At 53.1% G+C, this 25289-nt stretch carries 23 protein-coding genes and 3 tRNA genes; 11 read left to right on the plus strand and 15 right to left on the minus strand.

Features of this window, described 5'->3' with window-relative positions; genetic code table 11:
* Positions 1–5: 5 nt before the first annotated feature.
* The 8 genes from I6L74_RS03780 to syd all read right to left on the minus strand — a co-directional run bounded on the left by I6L74_RS03780 (position 6) and on the right by syd (position 8410).
* Positions 6–1145, minus strand: a complete 1140-nt coding sequence (locus tag I6L74_RS03780; RefSeq protein WP_059177664.1) for a glycerate kinase — start codon at positions 1143–1145, stop codon at positions 6–8.
* A gap of 88 nt (positions 1146–1233) precedes the next feature.
* Positions 1234–2574 carry a glucarate dehydratase gene (gudD, locus tag I6L74_RS03785; RefSeq protein ID WP_059177663.1) on the minus strand — a complete coding sequence of 447 codons (1341 nt, stop codon included), beginning with the start codon at positions 2572–2574 and terminating at the stop codon, positions 1234–1236.
* 13 nt (positions 2575–2587) lie between these two features.
* Positions 2588–3928, minus strand: coding sequence for an enolase C-terminal domain-like protein (locus I6L74_RS03790; protein WP_059178031.1), 1341 nt, complete (start codon positions 3926–3928; stop codon positions 2588–2590).
* The gene (gene gudP, locus I6L74_RS03795) at positions 3928–5283 is read right to left on the minus strand and encodes a galactarate/glucarate/glycerate transporter GudP (protein ID WP_059177662.1); all 1356 of its coding nucleotides are present in this window, start codon (positions 5281–5283) and stop codon (positions 3928–3930) included. Before gudP ends, I6L74_RS03790 begins: the two co-directional genes overlap by 1 nt.
* A gap of 374 nt (positions 5284–5657) precedes the next feature.
* Complete coding sequence (locus I6L74_RS03800) at positions 5658–6107, minus strand: flavodoxin (RefSeq protein ID WP_059177661.1); 450 nt, start codon at positions 6105–6107, stop codon at positions 5658–5660.
* Between the two features lie 15 nt (positions 6108–6122).
* Entirely contained in the window at positions 6123–6908 is a 786-nt protein-coding gene (truC, locus tag I6L74_RS03805; protein WP_059177660.1) for a tRNA pseudouridine(65) synthase TruC, read from the minus strand.
* Positions 6905–7234: a YqcC family protein gene (locus I6L74_RS03810; RefSeq protein WP_059178030.1), complete on the minus strand. Its 330-nt coding sequence runs from the start codon at positions 7232–7234 to the stop codon at positions 6905–6907. The genes truC and I6L74_RS03810 overlap by 4 nt, the downstream gene beginning before the upstream one ends.
* A 630-nt stretch (positions 7235–7864) precedes the next feature.
* On the minus strand, positions 7865–8410 hold the full coding sequence (syd, locus tag I6L74_RS03815) for a SecY-interacting protein (protein WP_059177659.1): 546 nt from the start codon (positions 8408–8410) through the stop codon (positions 7865–7867).
* Positions 8411–8479: 69 nt separating this feature from the next.
* On the opposite strand from syd, the gene queF reads away from it, so the two are divergent.
* The 5 genes from queF (at position 8480) to xni (ending at position 14893) form a co-directional block, all read left to right on the plus strand.
* Positions 8480–9322: an NADPH-dependent 7-cyano-7-deazaguanine reductase QueF gene (gene queF / locus I6L74_RS03820; RefSeq protein ID WP_059177658.1), complete on the plus strand. Its 843-nt coding sequence runs from the start codon at positions 8480–8482 to the stop codon at positions 9320–9322.
* Positions 9323–9433: 111 nt separating this feature from the next.
* Complete coding sequence (ppnN, locus tag I6L74_RS03825; protein WP_015960241.1) at positions 9434–10798, plus strand: nucleotide 5'-monophosphate nucleosidase PpnN; 1365 nt, start codon at positions 9434–9436, stop codon at positions 10796–10798.
* Between the two features lie 509 nt (positions 10799–11307).
* A complete protein-coding gene (locus I6L74_RS03830; protein ID WP_059177657.1) occupies positions 11308–12597 on the plus strand; it encodes an HAAAP family serine/threonine permease in 1290 nt (429 codons plus the stop codon).
* A 61-nt stretch (positions 12598–12658) separates the two neighbouring features.
* Entirely contained in the window at positions 12659–14026 is a 1368-nt protein-coding gene (locus tag I6L74_RS03835; RefSeq protein WP_059177656.1) for an L-serine ammonia-lyase, read from the plus strand.
* A 111-nt stretch (positions 14027–14137) separates the two neighbouring features.
* Entirely contained in the window at positions 14138–14893 is a 756-nt protein-coding gene (gene xni, locus I6L74_RS03840) for a flap endonuclease Xni (RefSeq protein ID WP_059178029.1), read from the plus strand.
* Positions 14894–14929: 36 nt separating this feature from the next.
* On the opposite strand, the gene rlmM is transcribed toward xni, so the two are convergent.
* The 4 genes from rlmM to I6L74_RS03860 all read right to left on the minus strand — a co-directional run bounded on the left by rlmM (position 14930) and on the right by I6L74_RS03860 (position 17959).
* Positions 14930–16030, minus strand: a complete 1101-nt coding sequence (gene rlmM, locus I6L74_RS03845; protein ID WP_059177655.1) for a 23S rRNA (cytidine(2498)-2'-O)-methyltransferase RlmM — start codon at positions 16028–16030, stop codon at positions 14930–14932.
* Positions 16023–16418, minus strand: a complete 396-nt coding sequence (locus I6L74_RS03850; protein WP_015960246.1) for a DUF423 domain-containing protein — start codon at positions 16416–16418, stop codon at positions 16023–16025. Before I6L74_RS03850 ends, rlmM begins: the two co-directional genes overlap by 8 nt.
* 45 nt (positions 16419–16463) lie before the next feature.
* Positions 16464–17378: a glycine cleavage system transcriptional regulator GcvA gene (gcvA, locus tag I6L74_RS03855; RefSeq protein ID WP_059177654.1), complete on the minus strand. Its 915-nt coding sequence runs from the start codon at positions 17376–17378 to the stop codon at positions 16464–16466.
* 353 nt (positions 17379–17731) lie between these two features.
* The gene (locus I6L74_RS03860) at positions 17732–17959 is read right to left on the minus strand and encodes a YgdI/YgdR family lipoprotein (protein WP_015960248.1); all 228 of its coding nucleotides are present in this window, start codon (positions 17957–17959) and stop codon (positions 17732–17734) included.
* A 192-nt stretch (positions 17960–18151) separates the two neighbouring features.
* On the opposite strand from I6L74_RS03860, the gene csdA reads away from it, so the two are divergent.
* Positions 18152–19357 (plus strand): cysteine desulfurase CsdA, encoded by a 1206-nt coding sequence (gene csdA / locus I6L74_RS03865; protein WP_059177653.1) that lies wholly within the window; start codon positions 18152–18154, stop codon positions 19355–19357.
* Positions 19357–19803 carry a cysteine desulfurase sulfur acceptor subunit CsdE gene (gene csdE / locus I6L74_RS03870; protein ID WP_059177652.1) on the plus strand — a complete coding sequence of 149 codons (447 nt, stop codon included), beginning with the start codon at positions 19357–19359 and terminating at the stop codon, positions 19801–19803. The genes csdA and csdE overlap by 1 nt, the downstream gene beginning before the upstream one ends.
* Here csdE and tcdA read toward each other — a convergent pair.
* A complete protein-coding gene (tcdA, locus tag I6L74_RS03875) occupies positions 19794–20600 on the minus strand; it encodes a tRNA cyclic N6-threonylcarbamoyladenosine(37) synthase TcdA (protein ID WP_059177651.1) in 807 nt (268 codons plus the stop codon). The two genes, csdE and tcdA, sit on opposite strands and share 10 nt — an antisense overlap.
* 95 nt (positions 20601–20695) lie before the next feature.
* Positions 20696–21793 carry a murein transglycosylase A gene (gene mltA / locus I6L74_RS03880; protein WP_059177650.1) on the minus strand — a complete coding sequence of 366 codons (1098 nt, stop codon included), beginning with the start codon at positions 21791–21793 and terminating at the stop codon, positions 20696–20698.
* A 208-nt stretch (positions 21794–22001) separates the two neighbouring features.
* Between mltA and I6L74_RS03885 the strand changes: the two genes are divergently transcribed.
* From I6L74_RS03885 to I6L74_RS03895, 3 genes are all read left to right on the plus strand, one after another.
* A tRNA-Met gene (locus I6L74_RS03885) sits at positions 22002–22078 on the plus strand.
* A gap of 59 nt (positions 22079–22137) precedes the next feature.
* Positions 22138–22214 (plus strand) — tRNA-Met (locus I6L74_RS03890).
* 57 nt (positions 22215–22271) lie between these two features.
* A tRNA-Met gene (locus tag I6L74_RS03895) sits at positions 22272–22348 on the plus strand.
* Positions 22349–22441: 93 nt separating this feature from the next.
* On the opposite strand, the gene amiC is transcribed toward I6L74_RS03895, so the two are convergent.
* On the minus strand, positions 22442–23695 hold the full coding sequence (gene amiC, locus I6L74_RS03900; protein WP_059177649.1) for an N-acetylmuramoyl-L-alanine amidase AmiC: 1254 nt from the start codon (positions 23693–23695) through the stop codon (positions 22442–22444).
* A 227-nt stretch (positions 23696–23922) separates the two neighbouring features.
* Here amiC and argA point away from each other — a divergent pair, with 227 nt between their 5' ends.
* Positions 23923–25254, plus strand: a complete 1332-nt coding sequence (gene argA / locus I6L74_RS03905; RefSeq protein WP_015960254.1) for an amino-acid N-acetyltransferase — start codon at positions 23923–23925, stop codon at positions 25252–25254.
* Positions 25255–25289 lie beyond the last annotated feature (35 nt).

A 25289-nucleotide genomic window follows, 5' to 3' on the forward strand; every position in this document is an offset into this window, starting at 1 on the left:
GGATATTACATCCCCTTTCCCACCAGCAGCGTCGCCGCGATATTTCTCGCCGTCATGCGCACGTTTTCAGCGGCATTTTCTAACGCCTCTTCCAGAGAGCAAACGGTATAAATCACGCTGAACACCGCGTCGATGCCGTGCTCATGCACTACGCCAACATCTGCCGTCAAGCTCCCCGCAATACCGATCACCGGCTTGTTGTAACGTTTGGCGACTTTCGCCACGCCGACCGGCACTTTGCCATGTATCGTCTGGCTGTCGATGCGCCCTTCGCCGGTGATGACTAAGTCGGCATCCGCAACGTGCTTATCAAGATGCAAAGCGTCGGTGACAATCTCAATCCCCTGGCGTAACTCCGCGCCGCAAAACGCGTACAGCGCCGCGCCCATGCCACCGGCTGCGCCGCCGCCCGCAAGGTTGAGCACGTCTTTGTCCAGATCGCGGGAGATGATTCGGGCAAAGTGCGCCAGCGACTGATCCAGCTTGCTGACCATTTCCGGGGTCGCCCCTTTTTGCGGGCCAAACACCGCTGACGCGCCTTCATCACCGGTTAACGGATTGGTGACATCGCAGGCCACTTCAATGCAGCACTCCGCCAACCGTGTGTCCAGCGTGTTGAGATCAATGCGTACCAGCGTGTCCAGTTCGCCGCCGCCATGTCCAATTTGATGGCCTTGGGCGTTGAGCAATTTCGCCCCCAGCGCCTGCACCATTCCGGCTCCGCCGTCGTTCGTGGCACTTCCACCAAGGCCAATAATGATATGTTTTACCCCCGCATCCAGAGCATGACGAATGAGCTCGCCCGTGCCCCAGGAGGTGGTTTTGAGCGGATTACGTAAGGATGAGGCGACAAGTTCCAGGCCGCTCGCGGCCGCCATTTCGATAAACGCGCTTTGTTCGTCCCCGGATAATCCGTAGAACCCTTCAACGTTTTCGCCCAACGGTCCAGTGACCTGGACGTTGATGATTTTGCCCTGCGTAGCCGCCACCATCGCTTCGACCGTGCCTTCGCCGCCGTCGGCTACCGGTAATTTGACGTACTGCGCCGAAGGAAAGATCTCGCTAAATCCCTGCTCGATCGCTGTCGCCACCTCAAGAGCACTCAAACTTTCCTTATACGAGTCCGGTGCGATTACAATTTTCATAAGCCATCCTTACGCCTGTTAACTTCGTTGAGCATACACCCGCGCAGAGTGCAAAAATGCCGACTCCCGCAGGAACCGGCATTCACACCTAACGCAACATGCAAGGACGCTTATTGTTAAAGGTCCAGTCCGGGATTAAATACTGCATCGCCATCGCATCATCACGCGCGCCCAGGCCATGCTTCTGATACAGCTCGTGCGCTTTCATTAACTGATCCATATCGAGTTCAACGCCTAAGCCTGGCGTGGTGGGCACCTGTACCATTCCGCCTTTGATCTCGAACGGCTGTTTAGTCAGGCGTTGGTTGCCCTCCTGCCAGATCCAGTGGGTGTCGATAGCGGTGATATTGCCCGGCGCGGCAGCCGCAACGTGGGTAAACATTGCCAGCGAAATATCAAAGTGGTTGTTAGAGTGCGAGCCCCAGGTCAGACCGAACTCGTGGCACATTTGCGCCACGCGCACCGAACCTTGCATGGTCCAGAAATGCGGATCGGCCAGCGGAATATCGACCGATTGCAGCGAGAGGGTGTGCCCCATCTGACGCCAGTCGGTGGCAATCATATTTGTCGCCGTCGGCAGCCCCGTCGCACGGCGGAATTCAGCCATCACTTCGCGACCAGAAAAACCTTGCTCAGCGCCGCACGGATCTTCCGCGTAGGCCAGCACGCCTTTCAGCCGCTTGCCAATACGGATCGCTTCATCGAGCGACCAGGCACCGTTGGGATCGAGCGTGACGCGCGCCTGCGGGAAGCGCTTCGCCAGGGCTTCAATCGACTCAGCCTCTTCCTCTCCCGCCAGAACGCCGCCCTTCAGTTTGAAATCGTTAAAGCCATATTTTTCGTAGGCGGCTTCTGCCAGCCGTACTACCGCATCCGGCGTCATGGCTTCGTCGTGACGCAGACGATACCAGTCACATTTTTCGTCCGGCTGGCTCTGGTATTCCAGTGGTGTCAGTGTGCGATCGCCCACGAAGAACAGATAGCCGAGCATTTCAACTTCGCTCCGCTGCTGGCCTTCGCCCAACAATGAGGCGACGTTAACACCGAGATGCTGCCCCAACAGATCCAGCATCGCGGCTTCAATCCCCGTCACCACATGAATCGTAGTACGCAGGTCAAACGTTTGTAGCCCACGGCCGCCCGCATCGCGATCGGCAAAGGTGTTACGCACTCCGTTTAAGAGGTTTTTGTATTCGCCAAGCGTTTTACCCACCACTAATGGAATCGCGTCCTCCAAAGTTTGACGGATCTTCTCGCCGCCCGGAATTTCACCCACGCCGGTATGGCCTGAGTTGTCCTTGATGATGACGATGTTGCGGGTAAAGAACGGAGCATGCGCGCCGCTCAGATTCATCAGCATGCTGTCGTGCCCCGCGACCGGGACAATCTGCATTGACGTCACAACAGGGGTAGAGAAAGTGCTCATCATTTCATCCTTTTAATCAGTGGCGACCGAACGCCGGGCGTTTGCGGTCAAATGTCCAGCCGGGAACAAGATACTGCATCGGGCCTGCGTCGTTTCGCGCACCGCCTGGCAGCGTCTTGTACAGCGCATGTGCCTTGTGGATTTGATCCCAATCCAGGTCAACGCCTAATCCCGGTGCATCCGGTACGGCGATTTTGCCATTTTTAATCTCAAGGGGATTTTTGGTCAGGCGCGCGTCGCCCTCCTGCCAAATCCAGTGGGTGTCGATGGCCGTCGGCGTACCCGGCGCAGCGGCCCCAACGTGCGTGAACATCGCCAGTGAGATATCAAAATGATTATTGGAGTGACAACCCCAGGTCAGACCCCAGTCGTCGCAGAGTTGCGCGACACGCACTGCGCCTGAAAGCGTCCAGAAGTGCGGATCGGCCAGCGGAATATCGACTGAATTCAGCATCACCGCGTGACCCATTTCACGCCAGTTGGTGGCGATCATATTGGTCGCTACGGGCAATCCTGTCGCGCGACGGAATTCCGCCATGACTTCGCGCCCTGAAAAGCCCTGTTCCGCGCCACAGGGATCTTCTGCGTAGGTCAGCACGTCGTTCAGCCCTTTGCACAGTGAGATGGCTTCATCCAGCAGCCATGCCCCGTTGGGATCGACAGTGATACGCGCGTCGGGGAAACGTTTTTTGAGTGCGCGTGCGCTGTCGATCTCCTGCTCACCCGGCAGTACGCCGCCCTTCAGCTTGAAGTCTTTAAATCCATAGCGATCCTGTGCGGCTTCTGCCAGACGAACCACCGCCTCGCTGGTCAATGCTTCCTGATGACGCAAGTGGTACCAGTCATGATTGCCCGCGGTGTATTCCAGATACGGGAGATCGGTTTTGGTCCGATCGCCAATGTAGAAGAGATACCCCAGCACCGTAACCGCATCACGCTGCTTCCCGGGACCGAGCAATTCACATACCGGGACATTCAGCGCTTTTCCGAGCAGATCCAGCAGCGCGGCTTCCAGCGCGGCGACAGCATTGACGCGCAGTTCGAACGTCCAGGCGCCTTTGCCGAACGTATCAAAATCGGCGGCCTGATTGCCTTTATGTACCTGCTGAACCACTTTGTTTAAGCGGGCAATTTCCTGACCGATGACCATCGGAATGGCATCAAGCAGCGTCTGGAGAATCACTTCACCGCCGGGGGCCTCCCCTACGCCAGTATTCCCGGCGCTGTCAGTGAGCACCACGATATTGCGCGTGAAATACGCGTTATGCGCGCCGCCAATATTGAGCAGCATACTGTCGTAACCGGCCACCGGAATGACCTGCATATCGGTAATTATCGGACTTGATTGTGTGTTCATCATGCACGCCCCGCGACCGGTTTTAGCTCAACGCGTTTGATATCGCCTACCAGTACCAGATAGCTCAAGACCGCGACCAGAGCGTGTACGCCAACATAGATCAGCGCCCCATTAAACGACCCGGTAGTACCGACGATATAGCCGATCGCAATCGGCGTGACGATGCCAGAGATGTTGCCGAACATGTTGAACAGACCGCCGCTGAGACCGCTGATCTCTTTCGGTGCCGTATCCGCCATGACCGCCCACCCCAATGCACCAATACCTTTGCCGAAGAACGCCAGCGCCATAAAGCCGACAATCATCCACTCCACGTTGACGTAGTTACAGAACACCATCGACATGGAGAGCAGCATCCCCAACACAATCGGCGTTTTACGCGCAATGTTGAGCGATCCGGTACGCCGCATCAGCCAGTCTGAAATCACCCCGCCCAGCACGCCGCCGATAAAGCCGCACACCGCAGGAACAGAGGCGATAAAGCCCGCTTTCAGAATCGACATACCGCGTGCCTGCACCAGATACACCGGGAACCAGGTAATAAAGAAGTATGTCAAAGCGTTGATGCAGTATTGGCCGAGGTAGATACCGATCATCATGCGCGAGCCGATAAGCTGTTTGATCTGGCCCCATTTTTGGCTGAACGGTACTTTTTCTTTGGTGCTCTTCTGATCCATGTTGATCAGCGCGCCACCTTCGGCAATGTACTCCAGCTCTTTTTTGTTCACACCAGGATGTTGATTGGGTTCGTGGATAACTTTAAGCCAGACAAAGCTGATGATGATCCCAAGGCCGCCCATAAAGAAGAACACATGTGACCAGCCTACTTCATGCGTTAGCCAGCCCATGATCGGCGCGAAGATCACCGTCGCGAAATACTGTGCGGAGTTAAAAATCGCGACTGCCGTGCCCCTTTCTTGTGCCGGGAACCAGGCGGCGACGATACGGCTGTTGCCCGGGAACGACGGCGCTTCGGCCAGCCCCACCAGGAAACGTAAGGTGAAGAGTGCAACGATAATGCCGAAACCGTTGAAGACATCAACAAAACCCTGCAGCAGTGTAAACAGGGACCAGATAAAGATGGACCAGAAATAGACGCGTTTTGAGCCGAAGCGGTCAAGCAGCCAGCCGCCGGGAATTTGGCCAATCACGTAGGCCCATGAAAATGCGGAGAAGACATATCCCATACCGACCGCATCGAGACCAATATCTTTTGCCATTTCGGAACCGGCAATAGACAGCGTGGCGCGGTCGCCATAGTTGAAGGACGTGACGATAAACAGCATCACCACTATCCAGTAGCGAGCATTGGTGCGCTTCTCAGCGCTGCTCGCCGCGTGGCTTAATGTACTCATTGTTGCACTCCTGAATCGTAGCTTTCGCCAGGTTCATTCTGTACGGCACAACCTGTAGGGTAATCAGAATGAGAGGTTAGTGTTTTGCAGTTTTGGTACGGCTTTCCTGAAATATCAGTGCCGTTTTATTGTGTCTAACTGCCTTTTTGGTAACTGACGAGGAAAGTATATGTACGAACTCTCGCCCCTCTCACCGTGCAACGACACAACATTGACGGGCGTGTTTGAGGTTGTTTGAGGCATAAGCACAACGAAATGGAAGGGACTTCACGAAAACGCAGATACGGGAATAAAGAGAGAGAAGGAAACAGAAGAGTGTGAATCAGGTCGCTTGACGCGGGGATAACGCCCTCCGCAGACGGGAGGGCGAGCCATTATTTGAGTAACGTGCCCCAGTTTTCGACCCAGGGGTTTGATTCACTTTCAGGCTCAGGATGCTCGCTCGCATCAATCATTAGCATATCGCCGACGCGCTGAGCGCTTTGCTCCTGCAGTAGTGCATCAAACTGCTTACCGCCGCCGCAGAAATGGCTATAACTGCTGTCACCCAGAGCGATGATGCCGTAGCGAACGTCAGGCTGGTAACCCAGCTTAAGTTTGATGTCCTGGAAGAGCGGAACGATGCTGTCCGGCAGATCGCCCTGCCCAGTTGTTGAGGTCACCACCAGCACATACTGGTTTTTATACTTTTCCCAGTCGGCCAGATCGGGCTCTTCATAGACCGTCGCTTTATGGCCCATCCCGGCCAGGATCGCTTCGGCTTCTTCGGCCACCAGTAGCGAGTTGCCGTACATCGTGCCGACAAAAATTCCGACTTCAGCCATGCTTAACGCCCTCAATTATTGCTCGTGCTGTTCATCCTGAACGTTGCTGGCAACAAACTCAACCCTTTCATTTTCGGGGAGTTGTCCCGTCCAGCCAAACTGTGACAGCGCCTGCATCCACACATCGTCCAGACCCGCACGAATCACCAGCGGTTCGCCGGTAAAAGGGTGCGTCAGGCTGAGCTGGCTCGCGTGCAGCATCAACCGGTCACAACCAAAGTGCTCCGCCGCACTGCGATTCTGGCGCAAATCACCGTGCTTGCTGTCACCAATAATCGGATGACGCAGGTGGGAAAGATGGCGACGAAGCTGGTGCTTACGTCCAGTTTTGGGTTCCAGCTCAACAAGTCCGTAGCGTGTCGTCGGGAATTTCCCTGTCGCCACGGGCATTTCAACGGTGGCAAGACCACGGTAATCCGTCACGGCTGGCTGCGGATCTTTGTTTTCGCGGGTAAATTTGTCAGCGATTTTATCCAGCTCTTCAACCAGCGGATAATCAAGCGTAGCTTCATCCATCAGCCAGCCGCGCACGATGGCATGGTAGCGCTTTTGAATTTGATGCTGTTCAAACTGCTGAGACAACAAACGTCCGGCTTCGCTGGAAAGCCCCATCAGTAAAACCCCGGAGGTGGGTCTGTCGAGGCGATGCACGGTAAAAACGTGCTGACCAATCTGGTCGCGCACGGTTTGCATCACCACGACTTTTTCATCGCGATCCAGCCAGCTGCGGTGAACTAGCCAGCCTGACGGTTTGTTAACGGCAACGATCCATTCATCCTGATACAGGATCTCAATGGTCATACGTTATTTCCGGCAAAGAGTTTGTCCAGACGCTGCAGCTCAATCAATACCCCTTCCCGTTGCGGGTGGGACGTATCGAGCGCCATTTCATAATAGGGGCTAACGGCAAAATCATGCGGAAGGGGATGACCGCCGTCCAGCAAGGCATGCAAGCGGGGAATCAGTACCCATTGTAGCCACTCGAAAGGCTCAAGCGTATCCAGGCAAAATGGCTGCGTGCTTTCGAAAGCCTCGGCCTGCGGCGCTATTTCTTGCCACAGCTGGTGGTGGCGCAACAGGGATTCAATAGCGTGCAACTGAGCACGAACGCTGTCGTGATGCGTCATAAATACCTCAACTGAAAAACTGAACGGCGCGCAGCATAGCATTGCGTGACGCAGAAACAAAAAAAGGGAGCACTGTATAAACAGTGCTCCCGGTTCGTTTCGCAGCATTCCAGCTACAATTTGTGCTCCCTGCTCGTCCGTGACAACTTTTCCTGTCGCCCGAGGGCCTGGTCGTCCGTAAACCGCGCATCCTGCTCACATCATCCTGATGTGAATGTTTCTTCCCGAAACGTCCTGATCTTCCTGACCCACCGGGCATCCTGACCGGTTCTCGTTCTCCTTCCTGGAGGTGTCCCTTACGCGTCCTGCGTGATCCTTTTTGCTTCATCCTGAAGCCTTCCTGCAGCGCCATCCTGACGTATCCTCGGTGAAAAACGCCATCATCCTGATGTTCGTTTCTCGTGTCGGCATCCTGTCGACCTGTATAGGATCACCCATTCCGCTGCGTCTTACAACCCATCCACAGGGCCTCACAGCAAAGTGGCTAACAGTAAAAACGCTTAAATAGCAGTTCAATTCATTGAAAATAAAGAAATTTAATAAGGAAAATGATGAAGTCAAAGCGGAGTTTAGCGGCGATCTCTCACAACCCGTGTAAGAGATCTCTCACAAAAGCGGTAGGGCATTGGATTACAAAGCAGGCTCAAGCTGATTGAGAAAATCCGCAAGTGAGGGCGCGAGAACGTCGCGTTTGCGGGTGCCGAGCGTCTCTTTAATGACTTCGCCATTCAGATTACAGACAGCGATCACGTCCAGTTCGCTGTCCAGCGTGGAGATAAAGAGCGTCGGGGCAAGTTTCAGGCGTTTTTGCGTCACCAGATGCCCAATTAGATTCTCCTGAACCCGCTGGAAATCATTTTCGCTCCAGGTCTGGAGCAGCGTCAGCGTTTCATTGGCGAAACGAGCCCGCATATCCCCGGCAAACTGTGTGGTGTAAAACGCATGAACCGCGGGTTGTACCACGATGTTCATTGCACGCTCAACTGCATTTACATTCTGCTCACATGAGAACGGCTGGGGCTGCCAGAGAATTTTATCGTCCATCGTGGTGATAATGCATGGCGACGGCACCCCGTACAGCTCTTCACTTTGCGGCCACGTGCCATTGATTTCATGCCATTCATCGCAATAGCGTGCAGTGAATGCCGTCAGGGCATTTGCAGTCTCAATATCCACCGATTTCTCTCTTCACGTCAGACAGGATAAACTTGGGGTTATAGTGTACCTGCAAAGTGGCAATGAAACATGTCTTACGAAAATCATCAGGCGTTAACGGGTTTAACGCTGGGCAAAACGACCGATTACCGCGACACCTATGACGCGAGCCTGCTACAAGGCGTTCCGCGCAGTCTTAATCGCGATCCGCTCGGGTTGAGCGCCGACGCGCTGCCTTTTGTCGGCGGCGATATCTGGACGCTTTATGAACTCTCCTGGCTGAATGCGCGCGGTTTACCACAGGTGGCCGTTGGACACGTTGAGCTGGATTACGCCAGTGTGAATCTGGTGGAATCCAAAAGCTTCAAGCTTTACCTGAACAGCTTTAATCAGACACGGTTTGATTCCTGGGATGACGTGCAACATACGCTGGAGCGAGATCTCAGCGCCTGTGCGCAGGGCAACGTCACGGTGGCGTTGTATCGGCTGAACGAGCTGGAAGGACAGCCCATCGCCCATTTCCATGGTGCGTGCATTGACGATCAGGATATTGAGATCGACAACTACGAATTCAGCACCGACTATCTCGAAAACGCCACCGGCGGCAACGTGGTGGAAGAGACGCTGGTCAGCCATTTACTGAAATCAAACTGTCTGATCACTCATCAGCCAGACTGGGGCTCGGTACAAATTCAGTATCGTGGCCCGAAAATTGACCGGGAAAAACTGCTGCGCTATCTGGTGTCGTTCCGACATCACAACGAATTCCACGAGCAGTGCGTCGAGCGCATCTTTAATGATATTCAGCGCTTCTGCCAGCCGGAGAAACTGAGCGTCTATGCACGCTACACCCGTCGTGGTGGCCTGGATATTAACCCGTGGCGTACCAATACCGATTTTGCTCCCGCGATTGGGCGTCTGGTCCGTCAGTAATTTTTTTCACGATTTGCGCGGTTCATTCCGCGCTTGAGGTTGTGAAACGTCATAAGCCAGGGCTATTGTAATCAACAGGGAAAGACGATCTTCGTCCCATAAGGAGCTCACTTGATTACACATATTAGCCCGCTTGGCTCAATGGATATGTTGTCGCAACTGGAAGTGGACATGCTTAAACGCACGGCCAGCAGTGACCTCTATCAACTGTTTCGCAACTGTTCACTTGCCGTTCTGAACTCCGGAAGTCTGACAGATAACAGCAAAGAGCTGCTGTCTCGTTTTGAAAGTTTTGATATCAACGTGTTACGCCGCGAACGTGGCGTAAAGCTTGAAGTGATTAACCCACCGGAAGATGCCTTCGTCGACGGGCGAATTATTCGCTCATTGCAGGCCAACCTGTTTGCTGTCCTGCGCGACATCCTGTTTGTTAACGGACAAATTCACAACGCCGGCCGCTTCCAGCATCTGAATCTGGAAAGCTCGGTCCACATGACGAACCTGGTGTTCTCCATTCTGCGTAACGCCCGTGCACTGCACGTGGGCGAAGCGCCGAATATGGTCGTCTGCTGGGGCGGCCACTCCATCAATGAAACGGAATATCTGTATGCCCGCCGGGTTGGCACACAGCTGGGGCTGCGCGAACTGAATATTTGCACTGGCTGCGGTCCAGGTGCGATGGAAGCGCCAATGAAAGGCGCGGCGGTAGGTCACGCGCAGCAGCGTTATAAAGAAGGCCGATTCATTGGTATGACCGAGCCGTCTATTATTGCCGCTGAACCACCGAATCCGCTGGTTAATGAACTGATTATCATGCCGGATATCGAAAAACGTCTTGAGGCGTTCGTGCGTATCGCGCACGGGATAATCATTTTCCCGGGTGGCGTGGGTACCGCAGAAGAACTGCTTTACCTGCTGGGTATCCTGATGAATCCGGCCAACAAAAACCAGGTGCTTCCGCTGATCCTGACCGGTCCTAAAGAGAGCGCGGACTATTTCCGCGTTCTGGATGAATTTATTGTCCATACCCTCGGCGAAGCGGCGCGAAGCCATTACCGCATTATTGTTGACGATGCGGCAGAAGTGGCGCGTCAGATGAAAAAAGCGATGCCGTTAGTGAAAGAAAACCGCCGCGACACGGGCGATGCCTACAGCTTTAACTGGTCGATTCGTATTCCACCGGATCTGCAAATGCCGTTCGAGCCATCCCATGAAAATATGGCAAACCTCAAACTGTATCCGGATCAGCCGGTGGAGGTGTTGGCAGCGGACCTGCGTCGTGCGTTCTCCGGCATCGTGGCCGGCAACGTCAAAGAGGTGGGCATTCGTGCCATTGAAGAGTTTGGGCCGTACAAAATCCACGGCGATAGCGAGATGATGCGCCGTATGGACGATCTGCTACAAGGCTTTGTCGCGCAGCACCGTATGAAGCTCCCCGGTTCTGCCTATATCCCCTGCTACGAAATTTGCGCATAGCCGCATAATCCACTGCACTCTTTCAAGCCGGGTTTTCACCCGGCTTTTTAATTTCACCTGATTAATCATAGGTATTACTTATCTGATTTACATTTTCGACTTGTACGCAAACGATTACCTGTATTTTCAAACCGTCAATTATCATCCTTAATCTAAATTACCCACCAGATAACACTAAAAAAGCCAATGTTTACAGCCAATCACGCGTATATGCAGCAACAAGCTATCCTGCCATATGTCGTTAATGATAGCCTTCGCGCCCATAAATCCCCTTTGACGTTTTAATTACAGTTTTTTGGTCTAATAATGCCCACATCATAAGTGGATTATTGCATTTGGGATCAGGATCACTGATACATTCATTACTTAAATGTATCTTTCCGCCCGCAAATAGTTACGGGGGAAAATTATAAAAAAACCGTCACTAAACGAATTTCATATTACCGTCAGGCGTTTTTTTAATGGATTTGACCAGAAACCTGACAAATTGCTTCCTCCAGGAGAAATAGATGGAAACCACTCAAACCAGCACCATTGCTTCAACAGAATCCAGAAGTGGATGGCGCAAAACGGACACCATGTGGATGCTGGGCCTGTACGGTACAGCAATCGGTGCTGGCGTTCTTTTCCTGCCAATTAACGCAGGCGTTGGCGGTCTGATTCCGCTGATCATCATGGCAATTATTGCCTTCCCGATGACTTACTTTGCACACCGCGGCCTGACCCGTTTTGTTCTTTCCGGCAAAAACCCAGGCGAAGACATCACTGAAGTTGTTGAAGAACACTTTGGTATTGGCGCTGGTAAACTGATTACCCTGCTTTACTTCTTCGCTATCTACCCAATTCTGCTGGTTTACAGCGTGGCGATCACTAACACCGTGGAAAGCTTCATGACGCACCAGCTGCACATGACGCCACCACCGCGTGCCATTCTGTCTCTGATTCTGATTCTGGGCATGATGACTATCGTTCGTTTCGGCGAGCAGATGATCGTGAAAGCGATGAGCGTTCTGGTATTCCCGTTCGTGGTTGCCCTGATGGTGCTGGCGTGCTACCTGATCCCACAGTGGAACAGCGCAGCGCTGGAAACCCTCTCCTTTAGCAGTGCGTCTGCTACCGGTAACGGTTTGTGGATGACCCTGTGGCTGGCTATCCCGGTCATGGTCTTCTCCTTCAACCACTCCCCGATCATCTCTTCTTTCGCTGTTGCAAAACGTGAAGAGTATGGTCAGGGCGCAGAGAAGAAATGTTCCAGCATCCTGGCACGCGCTCACGTCATGATGGTGATTACCGTTATGTTCTTCGTCTTCAGCTGTGTATTGAGCCTGTCCCCAGCGGATCTGGCAGCAGCAAAAGCACAGAACATTTCTATTCTGTCTTACCTGGCTAACCACTTTAACGCACCGCTGATTGCCTGGATGGCGCCAATCATCGCGATTATTGCTATCACCAAATCCTTCCTGGGCCACTACCTCGGCGCACGTGAAGGCTTCAACGGTATGGTGATTAAATCTCTGCGTGGTAAAGGCAAAAGCATTGAAATCAACAAACTGAACAAAATCACTGCACTGTTCATGCTGTTGACCACCTGGGCGGTAGCGACGATGAACCCGAGCATTCTCGGCATGATCGAAACCCTGGGCGGCCCAATCATTGCAATGATTCTGTTCCTGATGCCGATGTATGCGATTCAGAAAGTACCGGCGATGCGTAAGTACAGCGGCCACGTCAGCAACGTATTCGTTGTGATTATGGGTCTGATTGCTATCTCCGCTATCTTCTTCTCGCTGTTCAGCTAATACCTCCCGCGCCGTCTTTGGACGGCGCACCCTTCCTCTGACTGATAGCAATGGACGCATCATGATTAGCGTATTCGATATCTTTAAAATCGGTATTGGTCCTTCCAGCTCTCACACTGTCGGGCCGATGAAAGCCGGTAAACAATTCACGGATGACTTGATTGCACGCGGCATTCTGCACGACGTCACGCGCGTGGTTGTTGATGTTTACGGGTCCCTTTCCCTGACAGGTAAAGGCCACCACACCGACATCGCCATCATTATGGGCCTGGCGGGTAACCTGCCGGACAGCGTCGATATTGATGCCATCCCTGGCTTTATCCAGGACGTGAACACGCATGGCCGCCTGCTTCTGGCAAACGGTGACCATGAGGTGGAGTTCCCGGTTGATAAGTGCATGAATTTCCATGCCGACAACCTCTCCCTGCACGAGAACGGTATGCGTATTACCGCGCTCGCAGGCGAAAAGGCGATTTACAGCCAGACTTATTATTCTATCGGCGGCGGTTTTATCGTCGACGAAGAGCATTTTGGTCAGTCCAATGATTCATCCGTTGCAGTGCCTTATCCGTACAAAAATGCGGCGGATTTACAGCGTCACTGCCAGGAAACGGGCCTGTCGCTCTCCGGCCTGATGATGAAAAACGAACTGGCGCTGCACAGCAAAGAAGAGCTTGAACAGCACTTCAATAACGTCTGGGATGTGATGCGTGGCGGGATTGAACGTGGCATTACCACTGAAGGCGTTTTACCGGGCAAACTGCGCGTTCCGCGTCGTGCTGTCGCGTTACGCCGTATGCTGGTGAGCACCGACAAAACCACGACCGACCCGATGGCGGTTGTTGACTGGATCAACATGTTCGCGCTGGCGGTAAATGAAGAAAACGCAGCAGGTGGTCGCGTGGTGACTGCCCCGACTAACGGCGCGTGCGGTATCGTTCCTGCGGTTCTGGCTTATTACGATAAGTTTATCCGTGAAGTTAACGCCAACTCACTGGCTCGCTACATGCTGGTGACCAGCGCCATTGGCTCACTTTACAAAATGAACGCGTCCATTTCTGGCGCTGAAGTTGGCTGTCAGGGTGAAGTCGGCGTTGCCTGTTCCATGGCGGCTGCGGGTCTTGCCGAGCTGTTAGGCGGCAGCCCTACGCAGGTTTGCATCGCGGCTGAAATCGGCATGGAGCACAACCTTGGGTTGACCTGCGATCCGGTCGCCGGACAAGTTCAGGTGCCTTGCATCGAACGTAATGCGATTGCCTCCGTCAAAGCGGTCAATGCTGCACGTATGGCGCTTCGCCGTACCAGCGAGCCGCGCGTCTGTCTCGATAAAGTTATCGAAACAATGTACGAAACGGGCAAAGACATGAATGCCAAATACCGCGAAACCTCTCGCGGCGGTCTGGCGATGAAAATCGTGACCTGCGATTAAGTCAAAAAAGTGCCTCGTTCTGCGAGGCACCTTCCCGTTATCTCCGCCTTTCATAGTTTCCTTCTCTTCGCAGTGTTACCCTTATTCGACTGGATAAAAGGGAGAATGTCTGTGGCCGTTCATTTGCTGATTGTTGATGCGTTAAATCTAATCCGCCGCATTCATGCGGTACAAGGCACGCCCTGCAAGGACACTTGCCTGAACGCGCTGGAGCAGCTTATTCGCCACAGTCAGCCGACCCATGTGGTTGCCGTCTTCGATGACGAAGCCCGGAACACTGGCTGGCGCCATCAACTTTTACCCGACTACAAGGCAGGACGTGCGCCCATGCCCGATGACCTGCATGCCGAGATGCCTGCTCTCCGCGCAGCGTTCGAACAACGCGGCGTTCCCTGTTGGGGCGCACAAGGTAATGAAGCAGACGATTTGGCAGCAACGCTGGCGATAAAAGTGGCGGGTGCTGGCCATCAGGCGACAATTGTTTCCACTGACAAAGGCTATTGCCAGCTTCTTTCCCCCACCATCCGCATTCGTGATTATTTCCAGAAACGCTGGCTCGATGCGCCGTTTATCGCCAGCGAATTTGGCGTGTCACCTCAGCAACTCCCTGACTACTGGGGGCTTGCCGGGATCAGCAGTTCAAAAGTCCCGGGTGTTGCGGGTATTGGTCCCAAAAGTGCCGCACAGCTGCTGACTGATTTTCAGGATCTCGAAGGGATTTACGCTCACCTTGAGGATGTGCCCGAGAAGTGGCGCAAGAAGCTGGACGCGCATAAAGAGATGGCGTTTATTTGCCGGGATGTGGCGAGATTACAAATTGATTTACAGCTAGATGGGAATTTGCAGCAATTAAGGTTAGTCAAATAATTGCCCTTCATCCGTGAAGAATGAAGGGCACAGGTATTATCGCTCGTCGCGACGACCACCCACAGCCGCCCACCAGCGACGGACGTGCACCGTCACTTCTTCGCGGTCATGATAGAGCTGGCGCGCCTGAATTTCAGCGTTAATCCCCTGGGCATTCAGCTGTTCCTGAATGTACGCCAGGTTTTGAGACACCTCTTCGTAGCGTTTTTTCATTGGCAACTTGAGGTTAAAAATCGTCTCACGGCACCAGCCGTTAACCAGCCAGGTCGCCATCAATGCAGCCACTTTTGCGGGTTTCTCAACCATATCGCACACCATCCAGGTGATGTTGTTGCGGGTCGGACGATAGCGGAAGCCGTCTTCACGCAGCCAGGTGACCTGTCCGGTATCCATCAGGCTTTGCGCCATCGGACCGTTATCTACCGAAGCCACCCACATGTTGCGTTTCACCAGCTGATAGGTCCAGCCGCCAGGACAAGCACCTAGATCAACCGCGTGCATCCCGTTAGTCAGGCGTTCGTCCCACTCATCGGCAGGAATGAAAACGTGGAATGCCTCTTCCAGTTTCAGCGTGGAACGACTCGGCGCATCTGAAGGGAATCTCAGACGCGGGATACCCATATAAAACGGTGAATTGTTTGTCGTGTAGGAATAACCCGTATAACAACAGCCCGGCGCAATAAAGAACACATGAACGACAGGGCGCTTAGGCGTCTCATAGTTAGTGAGCACGCCCACTTCGCGCAATGCCGCGCGTAGCGGCACGGTTAATTTGCGGCAGAACTTCATCAGCTCTTTGCTTTCGTTGGTGTCAGCCACTTCAACGCGCAAATCGCCGCCCTTCTCTACAACGCCTTGCAGCATTCCGGAGATAGGCGAGATACGATCTTCGGGTGGCAGATCGCGCAACAGTTCACCCGCAACAAACATCTGACGGGCAAAAATTAATGAACTGAACGGTAACTCACGTACCAGTTTGTCGGCGTCATCGGGCTGATAGCACTCGAAGACCACATAGCCCGCGTTCTCTTTCACGCGTGCAAAGCCGAACACCTCACGGCGCGCCGCTTTATCGGTGATTTCCGCGGCGCACTCTTTCTCAAACCCCGGGCGACAATATAAAACAACCTTATTCATGACCAACGCCCTTGCGTTTCAGACGGATAGCTCCGATAAACATTAATACCCAACCCGCCAGGAAGCTAAAACCTCCGACCGGTGTAACAAACGCCCACAGGCGTAAATGCGAAAGTGCGAGGCAGTACAAACTGCCACTAAACAGTACGGTTCCGAGCGCCATGAAGACACTGCTCCAGTAAAACCAAATGCTGATTCGGCGCTGCATTGCCACAGCAAGCCCAAAGATGGCCAGCGTGTGAAACGCTTGATATTCAAGGCCGGTTTGAATCCAGCCCATCTCCACAACCCCTAAGGATTTGCTTAACACATGCGCGCCAAAAGCGCCCAATGCGACAAAAATAAAGCCACTGACTGCGGCAAAAATCAGCATGAAACGGCTGGTCATGTCTCTGTCCTAAAGTTATGCGTGCCCGGCACACAAAAGAAGTGATTACTCATACCGAAAGCGGAATTTTTCTTGTTCGTGTGCCGCCTTCAACAGTATCCACTGCCGGAAGGCGGCTATTTTACCCAGTTCTGCCTGACTGTCATGACAAACCAGATAAAAAGCATTCTTGCTGACCAGAACATCATTAAACGGGCAAACCAGGCGGCCTGCCTCAATTTCGGACTGAGCCATCACGTTGTTCGCCAACGCAACGCCCTGTCCGTGTATGGCAGCCTGTAACACCATCGCGCTGTGGCTAAAGATGGGGCCATGCTGCACATTGATATGGTTTAGACCCAACTGGCGGGTATAAGTTTGCCAGTCGCGGCGAGAAGCATCATGCAAAAGCGTATGTTGCGCTAAATCATCAGGTGTTTTCAACGCTTTGTCGCCCGTAAGCAGCAAAGGTGAACAGACCGGCAGCAGATATTCTGCGTATAATTTTTCGACGCGCAAGCCCGGCCAATTGCCGCGACCATAAAAGATCGCCACATCAACATCGTCCGCGAGTTTATCTTCCTGACGGTCAACCGCCTGGATTCTGACATCAATTTCCGGATAAGCTGAGTTAAAGCTTGAGAGTCTTGGCACCAGCCAATGAATAGCAAAACTGGGTAATAAACTGACCGTCAGCGCACCTTTAGCACTACGTGCCTGAAGTTTACGTGTGGCTTCCGTTAGTTGGGAAAAAATATCTTTAATATCCTGAAAATAGCTCTGGCCTTCTTCCGTCAGAAGCAATGAACGGTTGCGACGACGAAACAGTTTAAGCCCCAAAAAGTCCTCAAGTGACTTGATTTGGTGACTTACTGCGGCCTGTGTCACAAAAAGCTCATCGGCCGCACGAGTGAAGCTAAGATGGCGCGCTGCGGCATCAAAAACACGTAATGCATTTAAGGGTGGTAATCGCTTTGACATGGTTATCAGGCTTAGATGTTAAAGGCATTTAACAGATAGGAAACAACGTTTAACCTATTAGTTTTTTTTATCTGAGCCATTATAATTTGTCCGTTGAGGAACTACCAGCAAATACCTATAGTGGCGGCACTTCCTGAGCCGGAACGAAAAGCTTTTTTTGGAATGCGTGTTCTGAAGGGCTTTTGGCTTGCGGTTGTGATGTTGTGTTGTTGTGTTTGCAATTGGTCTGCTATTCAGATCATGGTAGCGAAGCTACCCTTTTTTCACTTCCTGTACATTTACCCTGTCTGTCCATAGTGATTAATGTAGCACCGCCTATTTGCGGTGCTTTTTTTTGGCTAAAATTTAGCGCCTTATTTATCCAGCTCTACCATCTCTTTCACATCAGAGCGGTTGATCTGCTGCTTGTTACCGTTCGCATCTTTGTACGAGATCATTCCGGTTTCGTTATCGGTTTTAGGTTTGCCATCGGACACGATGGTGCGGCCATCATTGGTGTGCATAACGTAGTTATTACCGGAACATGCGCTCAGGGCAAAGGTCATCACACAGGCAGAAATGATTGCGGCAGTCTTATTCATGATTTATCTCCTTTAGCAATTCATGCTATTAAAATCTTAATGAGTAACAGGCTTATGCTTTCGCCTAACACTATTTAGCATAACCTGCTTCTGTGAGAGTGCCAGGATAAGCAGACAATTCCGATACAGATCAACTGCCTTGCCCTCTTGCGAAATTTGCGCGACGATCCCGTGATTGAAATGAGGAATTCTATGAACGCTTTCAGCCCTGCGCACTTTCGCGCGCAGTTTCCCGCGCTGGCCGATGCCGGTGTTTACCTTGATAGTGCCGCCACGGCCTTAAAGCCGCTGGCCGTGATCGAGGCAACACAGGATTTTTATCGTCTGAGCGCCGGAAACGTCCATCGCAGCCAGTTTGCTGAAGCCCAGCGATTGACCGCACGTTACGAAGCCGCGCGCGATCAGGTGGCTAATTTGTTAAACGCCGAAAGCGGTAAAAATATCGTCTGGACGCGCGGCACCACCGAAGCCATCAATATGGTCGCGCAATGCTACGCGCGCCCGCGCCTTAAGCCTGGCGATGAAATTATTGTCAGCGAAGCAGAACATCACGCTAACCTGGTGCCGTGGCTCATGGTGGCAGAACAAACCGGCGCGCGCGTTGTGAAGCTCCCGCTGGGGGCCGATTTCTTACCTGATATCGCGCGCTTGCCTGACCTCATCACCTCGCGCAGTCGGATTCTGGCGCTGGGGCAGATGTCTAACGTCACGGGTGGTTGCCCGGATCTCGGCCGCGCGATTGAGATTGCACATGCAAACAACGTTGTCGTAATGGTTGACGGTGCACAGGGCGTGGTTCATTTTCCGGCCGACGTGCAAAAACTGGATATCGACTTCTACGCCTTCTCCGCTCACAAACTCTATGGCCCAACGGGCATTGGCGCGTTGTATGGCAAACCGGAACTGTTGGCGCAAATGCCCCCCTGGTTGGGCGGTGGCAAGATGATCACCGAGGTGACGTTCGATGGGTTTAAAACGCAGGAAATACCGTATCGTCTTGAAGCCGGAACGCCAAACGTAGCGGGCGTCATTGGGTTGAGCGCCGCGCTGGAATGGCTGGCGCAAACCGACGTCGCGCAGGCAGAAAACTGGAGTCGCGGGCTGGCAACGCTCGCAGAGGAAGAACTGAAAAAACGTCCCGGTTTTCGCTCTTTCCGCGTACAGGATTCCAGCCTGCTGGCGTTTGATTTTGCCGGAGTACATCACAGCGATATGGTAACGCTGCTCGCGGGATACGGCATCGCTTTACGCGCCGGACAGCACTGCGCCCAGCCGCTTCTCGCTGCGCTCGGTGTAACCGGAACGCTCCGCGCCTCTTTTGCTCCTTATAATACGCAAAATGACGTCGAAGCCCTCGTTGACGCCGTCGATCGCGCCCTTCAACTTCTGGTGGATTAATGACAGGTTCAGCTTTAACCGGACACCCTTTCGGCAGCGTGATTACTGAAGAGACGCTGCGACAAACGTTCGTTCCGCTCACGCAGTGGGAAGATAAATACCGCCAGCTGATTATGCTGGGCAAGCAGCTTCCGCCGCTTTCCGATGCGCTAAAAGCGCAGGCCAAAGAAATTGCAGGCTGCGAAAACCGCGTCTGGTTGGGTGCGGCAACATCAGGGAATGAACTGCATTTCTTTGGCGATAGCGAAGGACGCATCGTGCGCGGTCTGTTGGCCGTGTTGTTAACGGCGGTGGAAGGCAAAAGCGCGGATCATCTGCTTAAAAACGATCCGCTGGCGCTTTTTGATGAGCTGGGGCTGCGTAGTCAGCTGAGCGCCTCACGCAGTCAGGGACTTGCCGCGCTGAGTGAAGCCGTGCAAAACGCGGCGCGTGAGGCTCAGGCCTGACGATTTGCTTTCGCGATCATTTTCTTGAGCGCATGCGATACCGCCACAAAACCAAAGGTCGCAGTCACCATCGTGGCTGCGCCAAATCCTGAGGCACAGTCCATTCGTTTTGGCCCTTCCGCGGTGCTTTTCATCGTGCAAACGGAGCCATCTGCCTGCGGATAAACGAGCGCTTCCGTCGAGAATACGCAGTCAACGCCCAGTTTTCCTTTACTGTTTTTCACCACGTTGAAATCGCTCTTCAGCCTCTCACGCAGTTTGGCGGCAAGAGGATCCTGAATGGTTTTCGCCAGATCGGTGACCTGGATCTGCGTAGGATCAATTTGTCCCCCCGCACCGCCCGTTGTCACCAAAGGAACTTTATAGCGGCGGCAATAAGCAATCAGGGCCGCTTTTGGACGGACACTGTCGATAGCATCGATCACATAGCTAAAACCTGCGCTCATATATTCCGCGACATTCTCTGCCGTCACAAAATCATCAATGACCGTCACACGGCATTCAGGGTTAATGAGTCGAATGCGATCGGCCATGACGTCTGATTTAGACTGCCCGACGTTATCGCGCAGCGCATGGATCTGACGATTGGTATTGGTGACGCAGACATCATCCATATCAATCAATGTGATGGCGCCAATACCTGTGCGCGCCAGTGCTTCAGCCGCCCATGACCCAACCCCGCCAATGCCCACGACGCAGACGTGCGATTGCGCAAACAGGTGCAGAGCTTTTTCACCGTATAAACGTGCCGTACCGCCAAAGCTTTGACGCCAGGCATCGCTGATTACCACAGACATAAGACCTCAGATGTAAAAAGGGTGAGGACTGATCCTCACCCCGCCCTTCTCCCATAAGGAGAAGGAGGAAAACTATGTGCTCGATATTACCACAATCAGCCGCTGAAAACGTTGCCTGCGCCAGGAGCTGGCTTCAACACCCACACGCGACCATAGTGGTTATACCAACCCGCGCGATGGCCCGCATCAGGACCCACGCCTTGATAAATATCGAAGTGCTGGCCTTTAATTGCGCCCCCCACGTCCAGTGCCACCATCAGGCGTAATTCATACTGACCGCTGAACTTGCCGTTGTTGTCCAGCTGTGGGACTTCTGCTAACAGCGTGGTTCCTGCTGGAATAATTGAGCGATCCGAGGCCACCGACGCGCGGCCAATTAACGGTACAGCGCTCGCGCCTTTCACAGGGGCATAGTTTTGCGGCTTGAAGAATACGAAGGACGGGTTCTGCTCCAGCAGCTCACGCACTTCGGCTTCGCTGTGTTTTTCGCCCCACTCGCGGATCGCCTGCATCGACATATCTTCTTTCTTTACTTCACCACGGTCGATCAGCACTTTGCCAATGCTGCGATACGCGTGACCATTTTTACCGGAGTAGCTGAAGAAGTTAAGCGGCGAGCCATCACCAAAATCAATATATCCGCTGCCCTGAACATCCATAATGAAGTTATCCATCAGGGAGTTGCTGTAGGCCAGCACATAGGTCTCGTTCAGCGCACCAGAATAGATCTCAGCGCGGGATGGCAGATGCCCACGTTTTGGAGGCATACGATAAAGAGGATACTGGAATTCGCCCTGGCGGGTGTGTCGCGCCTGGATGACCGGCGTGTAGTAACCGGTAAACTGGACGTTGCCGTAGTTATCGGCACCTTCCATCTGCCAGGCGTCAATACCGTATTGACGCATAGTGCGCGTATCGCCTCCGGCACGTAACCAGTCCTGAACGGCGTTATAGACGCTATTTTGCGAGCCATATAAACGTGGCGATGCGGTGCGGATCTGGTTGACCTGCTCAGCAAAGTCTCCGGCATTGATTGGCGCGCCGACGGCGTCTGGCTGGTTAACTAAAGAGAAAGGCTGAGAGAATTTCCCATCTTTATATTGCTGACCGCGATCGGTCGGTTTGGAAGAGCAAGCCGCAAGAATCGCTACCATTGCGCCTGTCATCAGATACTTCGCCCAACGTCCTTTCATTATATCTCGTCTTAAAGTTGCCCTATGTCTTCTTAATGAAGATAACAAACCGCCAGAGCGAAAGAAATGTGATACCACGCCCTAAGGCCGATTTTGCGCATTAAATAACCCGAATGCGCGATGTCGTTCAAATTACATACTAATTTAACTTTTTCTTTGAAAAAGGGTTGCATCAAAAAGTCATCCGAGTATAGTGCGCATCCACGGACGCGGGGTGGAGCAGCCTGGTAGCTCGTCGGGCTCATAACCCGAAGGTCGTCAGTTCAAATCTGGCCCCCGCAACCAATTAAGCCGTAAGAAGTAAAGCAGTTAGTTATTTTACTCGATGGAAGAGTAAAACCGGACGCGGGGTGGAGCAGCCTGGTAGCTCGTCGGGCTCATAACCCGAAGGTCGTCAGTTCAAATCTGGCCCCCGCAACCAACTAAGCTGTAGAATAAGTAGTAAGAAGATTTACTCGATGGAAGAGTAAAAGACGGACGCGGGGTGGAGCAGCCTGGTAGCTCGTCGGGCTCATAACCCGAAGGTCGTCAGTTCAAATCTGGCCCCCGCAACCAATTCTTCTAAACAATTGACACCCTTATGGGTGTTTTTTTGTATCTGTCGTTTGTGATGTGATGATTCGCCGGGCACGAACCCGGCTTTAGAATCTACCCTCTTCTGGCCAACGTCGCGCCATCCGAGAAATACGCCTTTATCCCTGCCAGAATTGACTCAGCTACTTCCTGCTGGAATTTCGCCGTCTTGAGCTTTCGCTCCTCTTCAACATTACTGATAAACGCCGTTTCGACGAGGATCGAGGGAATATCCGGGGCTTTCAATACCGCAAACCCTGCCTGTTCCACGCTGTTCTTGTGCAGCTTGTTCACATTCCCAAGTTTACCCAACACCGCTTTACCAAATTTCAGGCTATCGGTAATGGTCAGCGATTGCACCATATCGAACAGGGTATGATCGACATAACGATCCCCGCTTTTGCTCACCCCACCGATAAGGTCAGAGGCATTTTGGGAATCCGCCAAGAATCTTGCCGCCGTACTGGTCGCCCCTTTAGTTGAGAGAGCAAACACGGACGAACCACTGGGCTGTCGGCTGGTAAAAGCATCGGCGTGAATAGAGACAAACAGGTCTGCACGCTGCTTTTGCGCTTTAGCCACCCGCACTTTCAGCGGAATGAAAACATCTTCATTTCGCGTCATATAGGCGCGCATATTGCCTTCTTTATCGATCAGCGCTTTCAGACGCCGACCAATTTGCAGTACCACATCTTTTTCGCGCGTGCGATATTTGCCCACCGCACCGGAATCTTCTCCGCCATGTCCAGGATCGAGCATGATCACGATCGGACGATCGCGCCCTGCTTTCCCCGGCTGAGGGCCACTTTGCGCAGGCGGAACATGTCGGTCGAGATCGCCTTTGTTGTAATCCTCAAGCAGAGCCAGCAGCGGATCCTGAATATCTGTCGCATTTGACGGATAGAGATCCATCACCAGACGCTCTTTAAAACCCGCAACGGGCGCCAGCGCAAACAGTTGCGGCTTCACGTTCTGTTTCAGCTCGAACACCATTCGCACGGTTTGCGGATCAAACTGGCCAACGCGGGCAGATTTAATATAAGGATCGTCACCGCGGATCTGCGCGCTCATGCCCTTCAGCACAGAATTCAGATTCACCCCTTCGATATCCACCACCACGCGTTCCGGGTTGCTGAGTGCAAATTGCTTATATTTCAGCACCTGATTGGACTCTACCGTCACGCGCGTATACGTCGAAGACGGCCAGACGCGCACCGCCACGACATGGCTTGCGGCGGCAAGAGCAACCTGACTGACGCTTAGCAACCACATCGCCCCGGCCCCTTGTAACAAACGGCGGCGGCTTATTGCTGTTTTGGATCCCGACATGCCTCTCCCGAGCAATACATCAAATTAATTAGTAAAACGTCCAAATTGACCGAAAACTTTAACGAATGACGCATAACCTGTCATCAATAAAAGGGTAAACAATCATGCGTTAACGCACGCATCACTCAATAAATTCTCTGGTTCCCTCAGAATTTAGGCTTGCACGCGCGGCAATAATCGAATAAAAATACACAAAATACGAATAAACATTCACTGAGGGTTGTGCCGTGGTAAAGGAACGTAGAACCGAGTTGGTCCAGGGATTTCGCCATTCCGTTCCCTACATCAATACCCATCGGGGAAAAACGTTTGTCATCATGCTGGGTGGCGAAGCCATTGAACATGAAAACTTTTCCAGTATCGTCAATGATATCGGCCTGTTGCACAGCCTGGGCATTCGTCTGGTCGTCGTCTACGGCGCTCGACCACAGATCGACGCTAACCTTGCCGCTCATCATCACGAACCGATTTACCATAAACATACCCGCGTGACGGACGCCAAAACGCTGGAACTGGTGAAACAAGCCGCCGGACTTTTGCAGCTGGATATCACTGCACGCCTGTCAATGAGCCTCAACAATACACCGTTGCAGGGCGCTCATATTAACGTGGTCAGCGGCAATTTCATCATCTCACAGCCGCTGGGCGTGGATGACGGTGTGGATTACTGCCACAGCGGACGTATTCGTCGTATTGATGAAGAAGCGATTCATCGTCAACTGGACAGCGGCGCGATTGTCTTGATGGGTCCGGTTGCCGTTTCCGTGACGGGCGAGAGCTTCAACCTCACTTCTGAAGAGGTCGCCACTCAGCTGGCGATTAAACTCAAAGCAGAAAAGATGATTGGATTTTGCTCCTCGCAGGGTGTGTTTGATGAACAAGGGAATATTGTTTCTGAACTCTTCCCTAACGAAGCCCAGGCGCGCGTCGAAACGCTCGAAGCCGAAGGGGATTATCACTCGGGGACCGTGCGTTTCCTGCGTGGTGCGGTTAAGGCCTGTCGTAGCGGCGTACGGCGCAGCCATCTCATCAGCTATCAGGAAGACGGTGCTTTGCTGCAGGAGTTGTTCTCACGCGACGGTATCGGCACGCAGATCGTGATGGAGAGTGCAGAACAAATTCGCCGCGCCACCATTAACGATATCGGCGGCATTCTGGAGCTGATTCGCCCGCTGGAGCAACAGGGAATTTTGGTGCGCCGCTCACGCGAGCAACTGGAGATGGAAATCGACAAATTCACCATCATCCAGCGCGATAATCTGACCATCGCCTGTGCGGCGCTTTACCCCTTCCCGGAAGAAAAAATCGGTGAGATGGCCTGCGTGGCCGTCCATCCCGATTACCGCAGCTCATCGCGAGGGGAAGTCCTGCTCGAACGTGTTGCAGCGCAAGCACGACAAATTGGGTTGAGTAAGCTGTTTGTGCTCACGACGCGCAGCATTCACTGGTTCCAGGAACGCGGCTTTACGCCGGTGGATATTGATTCACTGCCTGAGAGTAAAAAAGAGATGTACAACTATCAGCGCCGTTCAAAAGTGCTGATGGCAGACCTGGGATAAACCTGCACGGTAACTGCCCTTTCCCATTGGGAGAG

This window comes from Lelliottia amnigena (assembly GCF_019047465.1).
Classification (GTDB): Bacteria; Pseudomonadota; Gammaproteobacteria; order Enterobacterales; family Enterobacteriaceae; genus Enterobacter; species Enterobacter amnigenus.